Here is a 12,660-nt window from a genome sequence, read left to right as displayed (position 1 = left end):
CTTGCGATCGACATAAAGCGCGATCGGGACGCCCCAGGCGCGCTGGCGCGACAGCACCCAGTCGGGGCGGCCTTCGACCATCGATTCGAGACGGCGACGCCCGCGTTCCGGTACGAAGCGGACTTCGTCACGGATTTCGCTGAGCGCGATGTCGCGCAGAGTGGGAGAGGCATCGAGCACTTCGTCATGCGGATCGATGGCACCGCCCTCATTTTCCCATTTTTTCTCCGTTGGAGTTTTTGCGGGCAGATGGGTCAGGTGGCTGTCCATCGGCACAAACCATTGCGGCGTGCAGCGATAGATGATCTTGGCTTTCGAGCGCCAGCTGTGCGGATAGCTATGGGTAAAATCGGCGCTGGCCGAGAGCAAAGCGCCAGCTTCACGCAAGTCCGAACAGATCGGGCCTTCCGGACCATTGAAATTCTTGTTGATCACTCCGCCGGCGCGCTCGTCGCCGCGCGGCAGCCATTCCCAGTCATCGCGATAAACGCCATCGGCATCGACCGCGAACACCGGATTGATGCCGTTTTTCTTGCAGAGATCGAAATCATCCTCGCCATGGTCGGGCGACATATGGACCAGCCCGGTACCCGCATCCGTAGTGACGAAGCTTGAGCCATCGAGGAACGGGCGCGGCTTGATGTAGAATTCGCTGTCCGGGAATTTGTCCGCCATCGGATGTTTTGCGGTGGCTCCGGCTAGTTGGGAACCTTTGAAGGTCCAAAGCGGCTTGCCATCGATATCTTCGTTGACGAGCCCGGTTCGTTTTTCAAACTCAGCTACCAAATCGACAGCAATCAATACTTGAATGAGCCGATCATCAGAAGCCATCCAATAAGCGCCATATTCAACATCAGCCCCATAAGCGAGCGCCTGATTAACCGGTATCGTCCACGGCGTCGTTGTCCAGATCACCGCATGCGCGCCAACCAGTTCCGGCGCATCCGGCGCATCGACAATCTTGAACGCCACATCAATCTGCGTGGAAACAATATCTTCATATTCCACTTCGGCCTCGGCCAGCGCGGTCTTCTCGACCGGCGACCACATCACCGGCTTGGCGCCGCGATAGAGTTGGCCCGCTTCGGCGAATTTCAACAATTCGGTGACAATCGCCGCTTCGGCGTCATAGTCCATCGTCAGATAGGGCTTGTCCCATTGCGCCAATACGCCGAGCCGCTTGAACTCCTCGCGCTGTACATTGACCCAATTGTCGGCATAGGTCCGGCACTCGGCGCGGAATTCGCTGGCCGGAACCTCGTCCTTGTTCAGCTTTTTCTTGCGATATTGTTCTTCGATCTTCCACTCGATCGGCAGGCCGTGGCAATCCCAACCGGGCACGAAAGGCGCGTCCTTGCCGAGCAGATTTTGCGAGCGGACGACCAGATCCTTCAGCGTCTTGTTGAGGCTGTGGCCGATATGGATATTGCCATTGGCATAAGGCGGGCCATCGTGGAAAATGAATTTCTCGCGACCAGCGCGGGCTTCGCGCAGCTTTTCATAGAGACCGATCTTCTGCCAGCGCTCCAATATCGCCGGTTCCTTTTGGGCAAGGCCGGCTTTCATCGGGAAATCGGTTTTCGGCAGGAAAACCGTGTCTTTATAATCTGCTTTGGGATCGGTCATAAGGGCGGGGATTAGGGGAGGCAAGGCGCGGGTGCAAGCGAGATTTGTGCGAGTGCAACAACCGTCTGTCCTGAGCCTGTGGCGGGACGGTTACCGGCTTGAGAGGTGGTTCGACAGGCTCACCACGAACGGGCACTAAACCAAACTATTATCCGGATGTTTAAAACCCGTTCGTCCTGAGCTTGTCGAAGGACTTCTGGCGGAAAGAGGCGCGGTTCGACAGGGTCACCACGGACGGGCATACCGGCTCGCCACGAACGGATATGCTCAGGCCAGCAATTCGCGCGCCTTGTCGCAATCTTTCTCCATCTGGACCTTCAGCGCATCGAGATCGTCGAACTTCTGCTCTCCGCGCAGGAAATGGTGCAATTCAACCTCGATTGTCTGGCCATAAAGATTTTCTGAAAAATCGAGAAAATAGGGCTCGAGCAATTCTTTCGGCGGATCGAAACTGGGCCGGATGCCGAGATTGGCCGCGCCGTTCAGAACCCGTCCGTCGGGCAGGCGGCCCTTGACCGCGTAGATGCCATATTTCGGGCGCAGATAATGACCCATGTCGATATTGGCGGTGGGATAGCCGAGCAGCCGGCCATTCTTGTCGCCGTGGATGACTTCGCCCTGGATCGTGAACGGGCGGGTGAGCAGGCGGCCCGCTTCTTCGCACAGTCCTTCTTTCAGCGCCTTGCGGATGCGGCTGGAGGAGATGACATCATCGCTGTCGCCGATTGGGCTGACCGCTTCGGATTTGAGTCCGTGCGCGGCACCGACTTCGCGGAGCAGGTCGATATTGCCCTTTGCGCCTTGGCCGAAGGTGAAATCCGCTCCGGTAACCACGGCCGCCGCGCCAAAGCGATCGACCAGCAACCTGGTGATGAAATCCTCTGCCGACGTTCCGGCCAGTCCGGCATCGAATTCGAACACCAGCATCGCGCTTGCCCCTGCGTCGGCGAACAGTCGCTGGCGCTGGGCCAGGTTGGTCAGGCGAAAGGGTGGCAGATCGGGTTTGAAAAAATGGACCGGATGGGGGTCGAATGTCGCGATGATTGTCGGGCGGCTTTCTTCCCGAGCCCAGCTCAGCGCCTTGCCGGCAACTGCCTGATGGCCGAAGTGAAAGCCGTCAAAATTGCCCAGCGCGATAACCGCGCCGCGCAGGTCGCCTTCGATCCGCTCTTTTCCGTTCAGTCTGATCATCGAATCGCTATTGCGGGATTTTGCATTTCATTCAACAAGTTCGTCATGCCAGCATCGGCTGGCATCTAACCCGCAACTGAAGGGTGAGCGTCGCTATCGGACTTGACCCCGGCCTTAGCCGGTGTGACGGACGCTGACAAAGGCACCAAACCCGCCTTGATCACTCGCAGCGCATTCAGGCCCATGACCGCGCGGATTTCCGCTTCGGTGAAGCCGGCATCCATCAACGCCTGGGTGATCTGGACAATCCCGCTGGTGTCGAAACGGGTGGTCACCGCGCCGTCAAAATCGCTGCCGAGCGCGACATGCTCGATCCCGACGAGATCGCGGACATGCTTCACTGCTCTGGCCACTGTCGCCGGATCGGTATTGCACATCGCGCCGTCCCAGTAACCCAGGCCGATGATCCCGCCGGTCGCGGCGACGCCCTTGATCTCTGCATCGGTCAGGTTGCGATTGACCCCGCACACCGCCTGCACGCCGCCATGGCTGGAGACCACCGGCCGCTTTGCCATTTTCAATATGTCGGCAACGGTGGCGTGACTGCTGTGGGCGATATCGACGATCATGCCCATGTCTTCCATGTCCCTGATGATCGTGCGCCCGAAATCGGTCAGTCCACCTTTTTCGATGCCGTGCATCGATCCGGCCAGTTCATTGTCGAAAAAATGCACCATCCCCGCCATCCGCATGCCCGAGGCATAAAGCTTTTTCAAATTGGCGCGATCGCCTTCCAGCGTCTGCAGGCCTTCGGCGGAAAATAGCACGCCGATCGATTTGTCGAGCCGGGCCAGATGTTCGGGCTTGCTGATCGAAACCAGTCTGCCGCCCGATACAGCAACCGCCTTGTCCAGTTTCTCGGCGTGATAAAGCTGGCGCTCGAGCAGAGAAAACCATGTCCGCATCGGTTGCAACTGGGTGATCGCGAGCAGGGTGATATTGTCGGTGTCGGCGCTGTTGCTGTCGTAATTCTGGCCCTTGGGGGTCTTGGTCACGCTGGAGAAAATCTGCAGCCCGACATTGCCTGCTTCCATCCGGTCGAGATCGATATGACCATAATCGTTGCTGTCGGTAATCTTGCGCTTCCATAACAATGTGTCGCCATGCAGATCGACAATCATCAGGCTGTCATGCAGCTTCTGCGCTTCTGCGCTAATCTCCGGCAGCGGCTTGCCGTCGATCATATTGGTTTGCTTGTCGAACCATGCCGGTCCGAAAATCAGGAAGGCGGCGAGGGCGATCCCGCCGATGCCCAAAAGCGCCAGCAGGAATTTTCTCATCCGACTTTCCTTTTCAATGTGACGAAGCTGTAACCGGGCCTGTCATTTTTCGGCTCGTGATCCTCGCGCATCGCCTCTTCCCAGACGGCATCGTCAAAGGCCGGCATCTTGATATTGCCTTTTGGCTTGAGATGCACTTCGGTCAGTTCGATCCGGTCGGCGCGGTCAAGAAACGCCTTGTAGATTTCTGCCCCGCCGATCACCGCAATATGGGGTGAATTGGCAATTTTCAGAGCGCTTTCGATGCTTGTCGCGATCTCCGCGTCGTCGGCTTCCCAATTCTTGTCTCGAGTCAGCACGATATGGCGCCGTCCGGGCAACATACCGGGCAGGCTGTCAAATGTCTTGCGCCCCATGATCATCGGCTTGCCCATGGTCATGGTTTTGAAACGCCGCTGATCTTCGGGCAGGCGCCAAGGGATAGTGTCGCCATCGCCAATCACGCCATTGTCGGCGCGGGCAAGGAAGAGAATGATTTCAGGATGGTTCATGGGCGACGCCTAGCGCAGTTCCGGCAGACTGCAAATTAGAAATGTAATTTGGTGATATGGCCCATTTTACGACCCGGTCGGCTTTCGCCCTTGCCGTAGAGATGGAGGTGGTTTGCGCCGTCGGACAAGAGGCTCTGCCAGTCGTCCGCTTGCGCCCCGATCAGGTTGTGCATCTCGACCTTTTCTGCGGCGAGACCGGTGTCGCCGAGCGGCAATCCGCAGATCGCCCTGATATGATTTTCAAACTGGCTGGTGATCGCGCCTTCGATGGTCCAGTGGCCGCTATTGTGCACCCGGGGCGCCATTTCGTTGAACACCGGGCCGTCCCTGGTGGCAAAAAATTCGCAGGTGAGGACGCCGACATAATCCATCGCCTCTGCCATTTTGGCGGCGAGCGCGCGAGCGTCATCCTGCTGTGCCAATATCTCGGCAGGAGCGGGCGCGGTCGAGACCGACAGGATACCGTCGACATGGACATTGTGCGGCGTATCCCAGAAACGGATTTCGCCATCCTGCCCACGCACCAATATGACCGAAAACTCGTGGTCAAAGGTTACGAATCCTTCGGCAACGCAGGGCTGATGCGCCACCGCTTCCCAATGCTCGTCGAGATCGTCTCCCGGCTGCATCCGTGACTGACCTTTGCCGTCATAGCCCATGCGGATGGTCTTGAGGATCGCTGGCGCGCCTATATCAGCAATCGCCGTGTTGAGCGCTGCTCGATCCGAGACTTCGGCAAAGGGTGCTGTGGTCCCGCCATGGTCGCGGGCGAAATATTTCTCGGCGATTCGATTCTGTGCAATATCCAGCGCTCCGATCGGCGGATGCAGGGGCGCGCAGGTTTCGATTCCGTGCAACGGATCGACCGGGACATTCTCAAATTCGAATGTGATCACGTCGCAGCTCTCTGCGAAGCTGGTCAACGATGCGATGTCGACATATTGCCCGCGGGTAAATTCTGCGGAAACCTCGGCAGCCACGCTCACCGCGTCGGGCGCATATATATGGCAGCGATAGCCCAGCTGGGCTGCTGCGACGCTCAGCATCCGGCCAAGCTGGCCGCCGCCCAATATACCGATGGTTGAACCTGGGGGAAGTGTCTGCATGGGCTCTCTTTATTCGGGCTGGTCGGCGACGGATTCGGTTTGCGCCGCGCGCCAGGCGTCGAGCCGTTCGGCCAGTGCCGGATCATTATTGGCGAGGATGGCCGCAGCCAGCAGCGCCGCATTTTTGGCACCCGCATCGCCAATCGCCAGGGTGCCGACAGGAACGCCCCCGGGCATCTGGGCGATGGAAAGCAAGCTATCCATGCCGCTCAACGCCTTCGATTGGATCGGCACGCCGAGTACCGGTGTGCGGGTCATCGACGCCACCATGCCGGGCAGATGGGCTGCCCCGCCAGCGCCGGCGATGATCACCTTCAGTCCGCGATCTACGGCCGATGTTGCATATTCGTAAAGCCTGCCGGGGGTCCGGTGCGCGGAGACGATCTTCGTTTCGTGCGCCACGCCAAGCTTATCGAGAATGTCGCTCGCGAGCTTCATCGTCGCCCAGTCGGACTGGCTGCCCATGATAATTCCAACCGGAGGAGGTGCTTCGACCATTTTTGCCCCTGACAAATGCTACGGAAGCAATGCGGTTTAGTAGGGAAATGACGCGGACGCAATGACACATGTGACGGCTGTGAAAATTACTGGCGTTATATCGTTGCCAGCTGGAGCGGCTGTGATTCTTGATGAATTTCAGGCAATCGATACTATCGGTACATCAAATAAATATCTTGTTTTTTCAGTTAGATAAAAATATAGACCGTCACGAAAACAAGAATGGCGAACAATATGCACCAGAATGCAGAAAGCAGCGAACAAGTCTGCGCCAACTGTGATGTACTAGAGCAGAAAATCAGTGCGTTGAAAGACGATCTCGCTCAAATGGAGCAATATGCTTACCACGACGTACTGACCGGACTTTCCAACCGGCGGTTTTTTGTTGAAAGCCTTGAGAGTCGCATTTCGCGCTGTCAGCGATATGGCGACAATTGTGCTGTGCTATTTCTCGATGTCGATAATCTGAAAGCTATCAATGATCGGCATGGCCATGGTGCGGGAGACGTGCTGCTGGCGCGGTTGGCGGACATATTGAAAGTGCACACGCGGGCGTCGGACGTCGTTGCGCGGATCGGCGGGGATGAATTCGGCATGTTGCTCGACAATCTCGACGCCGATCAGGTGGTCAGGAAAATCGCCTTTCTCGTCGACCAGTTTGGCAAGGCAAATTGTACCTATGAAAGCGCGTCCCTAAATTTGGGCGCGGCCGTAGGCTATTGTTTTGTCGGCCCCAAAGATACGGTCGGCGGCCTGATGTCCCGTGCCGATGCCGCAATGTATCGAATGAAAGACAAGGCCCAATAAGAGGCAGGGCGCAATAGGCTCTGTCGCCTACCGCTCCGAAAGATAATAATGTTCGATCTCTTTCAGATCATCGTCCAGCTCATAGATGATCGGCTGGCCGGTCGGGATTTCCAGACTGGTGATCTCGTCGTCCGCAATATTGGATAGATGCTTGACCAGTGCGCGGAGGCTGTTGCCATGCGCCGAGATCAGAACCGTTTTGCCATTCTGTAGTTCCGGTGCGATGCGGCTCTTCCAATAAGGCAATACCCGAACAATCGTATCTTTCAGGCTCTCGGTGGCCGGGACTTCTATCCCTTTGTAGCGAGGGTCGTTGGACATTTGATATTCGCTGTCCGATGCCATGGGCGGCGGCGGCGTATCAAAGCTGCGCCGCCAGATATGTACCTGTTCGTCGCCGTGCTTGTCACGGGTTTCCTGTTTGTTCAGCCCGGTGAGACCACCATAATGGCGCTCGTTGAGGCGATAGTTTTTCTCGACCGGCAGCCACAGGCGGCCCATTTCCTCCAGCGCGAGATTGAGTGTCTTGATCGCCCGGGTCTGAAGGCTGGTGAAGCAGATGTTCGGATCGATGCCCCGTTCCTTCATCAGCTGGCCCGCAGCCCGTGCTTCCTCGACGCCCTTTTCGGTAACATCGACATCCCACCAGCCGGTAAAGCGGTTTTCGAGATTCCAGAGCGACTGGCCATGGCGAAGCAGGATGAGTTGGGGCATCATTTGTCCTTAAGCTGGTGGATCATTTCCCCTAGCGGCGATGATGCTGGCCGCCAAGAGTGATTTCGGCAGAATGGTCGCCAGGTACAATGTCGAGTGCTGTTTGAGTGACCACCTTATGTGTCATTTTGACATCTTCCATAAGACAGAAAGGCAGATTTCACAGTTTTTCGACAATCTGAATTGTCACATTTTTGCAACGGATGCTCCGGAATCGGCGTGATACCGTGCCTCTCCGCTTGATTAAATCGCTCAATTAAACGACTGACGCCTCCGCAACTGTCGTAAAAACAAGCCATCCCCCCAGGAAATCGGCGATGACGACAGCGAGCTCAACGGGAGAACACGAATGTAGACCTTCAATAAATTCCTCATGGCTGCACTTTGCACCACCGCCATGACCACCCCCGCTTACGCGCAAGACGAAGCGCAAGAAGCTGAAACATACGACGACAATGTGATCATCGTGACGGCAACCCGCCGCGCAGAAGACGTTCAAGACATTCCTATTGCCGTGACAGCGGTCAGTCCGGCCCAGCTCGAGCAGCAGGGCGTTGTGAACGTGCAGAATATCGGCAGCGTTTCGGCAAGCTTTTCGACCTCTAACGCACAAACCGCGTCCGGCACAGTTGTTCTGCGTATTCGTGGCGTTGGTACAACATCAAACAACATCGGCTTTGAGTCGGCTGTCGGTATTTTCGTCGACGGCGTCTATCAGTCACGTCCCGGCGTGGCTCTTGGCGAGTTTGTTGACGTGGAACGTGTCGAAGTCCTTCGTGGCCCACAAGGTACGCTATTCGGACGGAACACTTCTGCCGGTGCTTTGACCGTCACCAACAAGCGGCCTGATCTCAACGATTTCGGCGGCTTTGTGAATGCAACTTATGGCAATTACGATCATATGAGTGTGCAGGGTGCGATCAACGCGCCGATCATCGAGGACACATTGGCACTTCGCGTAACCGGCGCGTATCGCAAGCGTGACGGCTATGTCACAGTTATCGACCGGACTGGTGCGGAAATTGGCGAATCCAACAATACAGATCAGTATCTCGTTCGCGGCCAACTCGGCTTTGAAACGCCAGGTGGTATCAGCGGCCGTTTGATTGCAGATTATTCAAAGAGCACAGCTAGCTGCTGCGCAGCGATTGAATTGTTGCAGTCGCCGGTAGAAACCGCCGGTGTCTTCGGTCTGGTCGGTCTCGGCGCGCGGGGCGGCATGGCTGCACCAGTCGTCGCAACCAACCCCTTCGATACGACCACCGCTGAACGGGCTCTGGACAATCGGATTGCAACATCCAACCAAGAGTCGATCAATAGCAACGATCAATGGGGCATCTCCGCAGAAGTAGAGGTCCCACTGGGCGATTATGTCGACGCTATCTACATCGGTTCTTATCGCGAATATCGTGCGGGCGAATCCTATGATTCGGCCTTCTCCGGTCTGGACGTCTTTAATGTTCTGCCAGGTGGCGGCACAGAAATCGATACCATGACGCATGAATTGCGTTTCCAGGGCGAAGCTCTTGGCGGTGCTCTTCAGTGGATGGTCGGTGGCTATTATTCCGACGAGCAAATCAACCAGTCGGTCAACTTCGGACTGGGCCAGGATTATGGCGAACTTGTCGGTGCGTTGTTTACGGCGGCCGGCGCGGGTGGATTCGGCGCAAATCCATTGACGCTGCTGACCAACAGCGATGTCTTTCCAAATTCGCCGCTCAACGTTCCAGGTGGAATTGATCCATCGGGTGTTCGAACGACCAATGACTATTCGCAGAGCAGCAAAAGCTGGTCGATATTCACGCATAATGTGCTGGAAGTAACCGACGGTTTGAAACTGCATGCGGGATTGCGCTATTCGGATGAAAGCAAGGATGGTTCCTTTTCTCAGTCCGCCGTCAATAACCCGTTGTGCCCGGCTATTCTGGGAACCATCGGAGCGGGCAATGTTCCCGGTCCGCTCGTAAGCAACGTCTTCGGGCTGGGCTGTTTCGCATTTGTTGCGCCGGCAATTGGTACTGACGCCAATCCATTCCCGCTGCCGCGTCCCTTTGCCAGCACATTCAACGATGAAGAGCTGATCTACACCGGTAAAGTAAGCTATGAATTTGCTTCTCCGATCACCGTTTATGCCAGCTTTACCCATGGTTATAAATCGGGCGGCTTCAACCTTGATGCGACTGCGGCATCAGGCGGCGCCGATCCGCGCTTCCTTTCCGAAGAAGTGGATGCATACGAAGTCGGTCTAAAAGCCAAGCTCCTCGATAATGCCGTGACTGTGAATATTGCCGGTTTCCACGAAGAATTCTCGAACTTCCAGGTTCTGGAATTCACAGGAGCGCAGTTCACCACCTTCAACGTACCGAAAGCAAAATCATCGGGCGTCGAATTTGAAATGGTGGCGCGTCCAAGTGACAACCTGACGATCAACAGTGGCGTGACTTATACGGACGCAAGATATCCGGAAAATTGTGCCGGTACGCAAACGTCGGCCAACGTCTTGTCGCTCTGCGGAAACTCGCTGACAAATGCTCCTAAATGGGTCGGTATCCTCGGCGCTACCTATGATCGTGATTTGGGCGACAGCATGAAGTTCTTCGTCAACACTCAAGTGCGGATGGAGAGTGATCGTCGGACCTCGACACAAGCGATTGTAGTTCCAAATGCAGATCAAATCACGGCTGCCGGCAGCGTACAAGCTGCGGTCGACGCAGCGCCGTTGGTTCCGTTTGATGTTCAAGATGGCAACATCAAGATCAACATGCGGGCCGGTATCGCCGATATCGACGATGCATGGGGCGTTGAAGCCTGGGTCACTAACCTGACCAACGAAGTCACACGCGGTGTGACTTTCAACACCACGCTGCGCTCCGGTTCACGGTCTGCCTTCGCACAAGAACCACGTATGTATGGTTTGACGCTTCGCGGCAAATTCTAGGCTGCAATAAATTCGGTGGCATCTGTCACCAGCTAATCAGGGGTCGGTTTTCCGGCCCCTTTTTATTGCGCGGCACAGCCATTGATGCAAAAGACCAATATTATGAAAAACTTCATTTTCCAGACCGTCCCCGTGCTTCACTTTGGCGAGGGCTGCCTCGCCGAACTGCCCGGCCAGATCGCTGCCTTGCGTGCATCCCGCCCGATGATCGTAACCGACAAGGGTATCGTGGGCGCTGGCCTGATCGCTCCAGTTGAAGGGACATTGCGGGAAGCCGGGCTCGAGGTCGCGATATTCGACTCCGTGGTCGCTGACCCGCCAGAGGCGATCGTTCTGCAGGCCATTGCCGCAGCACAGGCGGCCAATGTCGATATTGTCATCGGACTGGGTGGCGGCAGTTCGCTCGACACTGCCAAGGTGGTCGCCGCTCTCGCGGTAGATGGCGCGCAGCCGCTTTCCGAAATCTACGGGGTAGGCGCGCTGGATCGCAAGGGCCTGCCGACCATATTGATCCCGACTACCTCTGGTACCGGATCGGAGGTCACCGCTATTTCGATCCTCACCACCGGAGAAACCACCAAGGCGGGTATCGTCTCGCCGCACCTCTTCGCCGATGTCGCCTTGCTCGATCCTGCGCTGACCCTCGGTCTTCCCGCCGATGTGACTGCCGCTACCGGAATCGATGCGATGGTTCATGCGATTGAATCCTTTACCAGCCGCAACAGCAAGAATCCCGTTTCCGACATGCTCGCGATCGAAGCGCTGAAATTGCTGACGGCCAATATCGAGACCGCCTGTTCCGATGGCCGGAATATGCAGGCGCGCGAAGCGATGTTGCGCGGTTCGATGCTCGCCGGACAGGCTTTTGCCAACAGCCCGGTCGGCGCGATCCACGCGCTCGCCTATCCGCTCGGTGGCATTTATCATATCCCGCACGGCCTCTCCAATGCGCTGGTCATGCCTTATGTCATGCAGTTCAATCTTGAAGCCGCCGCGCCGCTTTATGCACAGCTGGCCGATGCCCTCGATATTCCGCGCGGCAGCGAAAACAGCAGCGAAGCGCGAGCGCAGCAACTGATCGATTTTCTCGAAGGACTGGCGGTCAAGGTGAAGGCACCGCGCAAGCTGCGCGAGATTGGTATCGCGCAAGATGCAACCACCGAACTGGCCGCAGCGGCGATGTTGCAGGTCCGGCTGCTGGTCAACAATCCCAAGGAAGTGACATTGGCCGACGCGCAAAGGATTTACGATGCCGCCTGGTAAAGCCGCCAGAGTCGAACCACCGGTCCGCAGCGACTATCGCACCGGCTGCACGATTAGCACGCGCTGGAACGACAATGATCCCTATGGCCACGTCAATAATGCGGTCTATTATCTCTGGTTCGACACGGCAGTGAACCGCTATCTGATCGAGCAGGGCGCGCTCGACATTGCCGAGGGTGACACTATCGGTCTGGTCGTCAACACCGGCTGCGACTATTTCGCCCCCATCGCTTTTCCCGACGACGTGACCGCCCGCATCCGGGTCGACCGGCTGGGCAACAGCAGCGTCACTTATGGCGTCGGCTTGTTCCGCGGGGACGAGAACGTCGCTTCGGCCGCGGGGAGCTTCACTCATGTCTATGTCGACCGCGCCACCCGTCGACCGGTTTCTCTACCATCCCCCTTGCGCTCGGCGCTGGAAGCGATAGAAGTTTAACCAGACGATTAAATCGCTGGAGAGACACAGATGCTACGCCCCTTTGACAATGACGAGCGCCGACAATTCCGCGAAACCTGCCGCCGCTTTGCCGAGACCGAATTGCAGCCTTTTGCCAATGAGTGGGACGAAGCAGGCGAAATTCCCTGGGAGGTTCACGAAAAAGCCGGTGCGCTCGGCGTCTGGGGTTTTGGCGTTGACGAAAAATATGGCGGTCTCGGCATGGACGATATTTTCATGCGCGCTGCCTGGGGTGAGGAAGCGGCACGGGCGCATAATGGTGGAACGCTGGCAGCGCTCGGCGGCCGGT

12 protein-coding genes are annotated in these 12,660 nt (G+C 56.9%); 5 read left to right on the top strand and 7 right to left on the bottom strand.

Annotated features, from left to right (window positions below):
• The 6 genes from V7680_RS13365 to purE all read right to left on the bottom strand — a co-directional run.
• Positions 1–1,626 (bottom strand): class I tRNA ligase family protein (locus V7680_RS13365; protein WP_335653764.1); only part of this gene is annotated, 1,626 nt, incomplete at its 3' end.
• 267 nt (positions 1,627–1,893) lie between these two features.
• Positions 1,894–2,817 (bottom strand): bifunctional riboflavin kinase/FAD synthetase, encoded by a 924-nt coding sequence (locus V7680_RS13360; protein ID WP_335653763.1) that lies wholly within the window; start codon positions 2,815–2,817, stop codon positions 1,894–1,896.
• Between the two features lie 65 nt (positions 2,818–2,882).
• The gene (locus tag V7680_RS13355) at positions 2,883–4,097 is read right to left on the bottom strand and encodes a dipeptidase (RefSeq protein WP_335653762.1); all 1,215 of its coding nucleotides are present in this window, start codon (positions 4,095–4,097) and stop codon (positions 2,883–2,885) included.
• Positions 4,094–4,588 (bottom strand): dihydrofolate reductase, encoded by a 495-nt coding sequence (locus V7680_RS13350; RefSeq protein WP_335653761.1) that lies wholly within the window; start codon positions 4,586–4,588, stop codon positions 4,094–4,096. The genes V7680_RS13355 and V7680_RS13350 overlap by 4 nt, the downstream gene beginning before the upstream one ends.
• 35 nt (positions 4,589–4,623) lie before the next feature.
• Positions 4,624–5,694, bottom strand: a complete 1,071-nt coding sequence (locus tag V7680_RS13345; protein ID WP_335653760.1) for a 5-(carboxyamino)imidazole ribonucleotide synthase — start codon at positions 5,692–5,694, stop codon at positions 4,624–4,626.
• A 9-nt stretch (positions 5,695–5,703) separates the two neighbouring features.
• Entirely contained in the window at positions 5,704–6,192 is a 489-nt protein-coding gene (gene purE / locus V7680_RS13340) for a 5-(carboxyamino)imidazole ribonucleotide mutase (protein ID WP_335653759.1), read from the bottom strand.
• A gap of 222 nt (positions 6,193–6,414) precedes the next feature.
• Here purE and V7680_RS13335 point away from each other — a divergent pair, with 222 nt between their 5' ends.
• The gene (locus tag V7680_RS13335; protein WP_335653758.1) at positions 6,415–6,999 is read left to right on the top strand and encodes a GGDEF domain-containing protein; all 585 of its coding nucleotides are present in this window, start codon (positions 6,415–6,417) and stop codon (positions 6,997–6,999) included.
• A 27-nt stretch (positions 7,000–7,026) separates the two neighbouring features.
• On the opposite strand, the gene gpmA is transcribed toward V7680_RS13335, so the two are convergent.
• A complete protein-coding gene (gene gpmA / locus V7680_RS13330) occupies positions 7,027–7,713 on the bottom strand; it encodes a 2,3-diphosphoglycerate-dependent phosphoglycerate mutase (RefSeq protein ID WP_335653757.1) in 687 nt (228 codons plus the stop codon).
• A gap of 373 nt (positions 7,714–8,086) precedes the next feature.
• Here gpmA and V7680_RS13325 point away from each other — a divergent pair, with 373 nt between their 5' ends.
• The 4 genes from V7680_RS13325 to V7680_RS13310 form a co-directional block, all read left to right on the top strand.
• Positions 8,087–10,651: a TonB-dependent receptor gene (locus V7680_RS13325; RefSeq protein ID WP_335653756.1), complete on the top strand. Its 2,565-nt coding sequence runs from the start codon at positions 8,087–8,089 to the stop codon at positions 10,649–10,651.
• Positions 10,652–10,753: 102 nt separating this feature from the next.
• On the top strand, positions 10,754–11,914 hold the full coding sequence (locus tag V7680_RS13320; RefSeq protein WP_335653755.1) for an iron-containing alcohol dehydrogenase: 1,161 nt from the start codon (positions 10,754–10,756) through the stop codon (positions 11,912–11,914).
• Positions 11,901–12,350 carry an acyl-CoA thioesterase gene (locus V7680_RS13315; RefSeq protein ID WP_335653754.1) on the top strand — a complete coding sequence of 150 codons (450 nt, stop codon included), beginning with the start codon at positions 11,901–11,903 and terminating at the stop codon, positions 12,348–12,350. The genes V7680_RS13320 and V7680_RS13315 overlap by 14 nt, the downstream gene beginning before the upstream one ends.
• A gap of 30 nt (positions 12,351–12,380) precedes the next feature.
• Positions 12,381–12,660 (top strand): acyl-CoA dehydrogenase family protein (locus V7680_RS13310; protein ID WP_335653753.1); only part of this gene is annotated, 280 nt, incomplete at its 3' end.

It is taken from the genome of Parasphingorhabdus sp., assembly GCF_036963705.1.
Classification (GTDB): domain Bacteria; phylum Pseudomonadota; class Alphaproteobacteria; order Sphingomonadales; family Sphingomonadaceae; genus Parasphingorhabdus.
This window is presented reverse-complemented; position numbering and strand designations above follow the sequence as displayed.

Excerpts from the sequence above, each read along its gene's own strand:
- V7680_RS13360 (WP_335653763.1), bottom strand. The coding sequence starts at position 2,817 with ATGATCAGACTGAACGGAAAAGAGCGGATCGAAGGCGACCTGCGCGGC.
- V7680_RS13355 (WP_335653762.1), bottom strand. The coding sequence starts at position 4,097 with ATGAGAAAATTCCTGCTGGCGCTTTTGGGCATCGGCGGGATCGCCCTC.
- V7680_RS13350 (WP_335653761.1), bottom strand. The coding sequence starts at position 4,588 with ATGAACCATCCTGAAATCATTCTCTTCCTTGCCCGCGCCGACAATGGC.
- V7680_RS13345 (WP_335653760.1), bottom strand. The coding sequence starts at position 5,694 with ATGCAGACACTTCCCCCAGGTTCAACCATCGGTATATTGGGCGGCGGC.
- purE (WP_335653759.1), bottom strand. The coding sequence starts at position 6,192 with ATGGTCGAAGCACCTCCTCCGGTTGGAATTATCATGGGCAGCCAGTCC.
- V7680_RS13335 (WP_335653758.1), top strand. The coding sequence starts at position 6,415 with ATGGCGAACAATATGCACCAGAATGCAGAAAGCAGCGAACAAGTCTGC.
- gpmA (WP_335653757.1), bottom strand. The coding sequence starts at position 7,713 with ATGCCCCAACTCATCCTGCTTCGCCATGGCCAGTCGCTCTGGAATCTC.
- V7680_RS13325 (WP_335653756.1), top strand. The coding sequence starts at position 8,087 with ATGGCTGCACTTTGCACCACCGCCATGACCACCCCCGCTTACGCGCAA.
- V7680_RS13320 (WP_335653755.1), top strand. The coding sequence starts at position 10,754 with ATGAAAAACTTCATTTTCCAGACCGTCCCCGTGCTTCACTTTGGCGAG.
- V7680_RS13315 (WP_335653754.1), top strand. The coding sequence starts at position 11,901 with ATGCCGCCTGGTAAAGCCGCCAGAGTCGAACCACCGGTCCGCAGCGAC.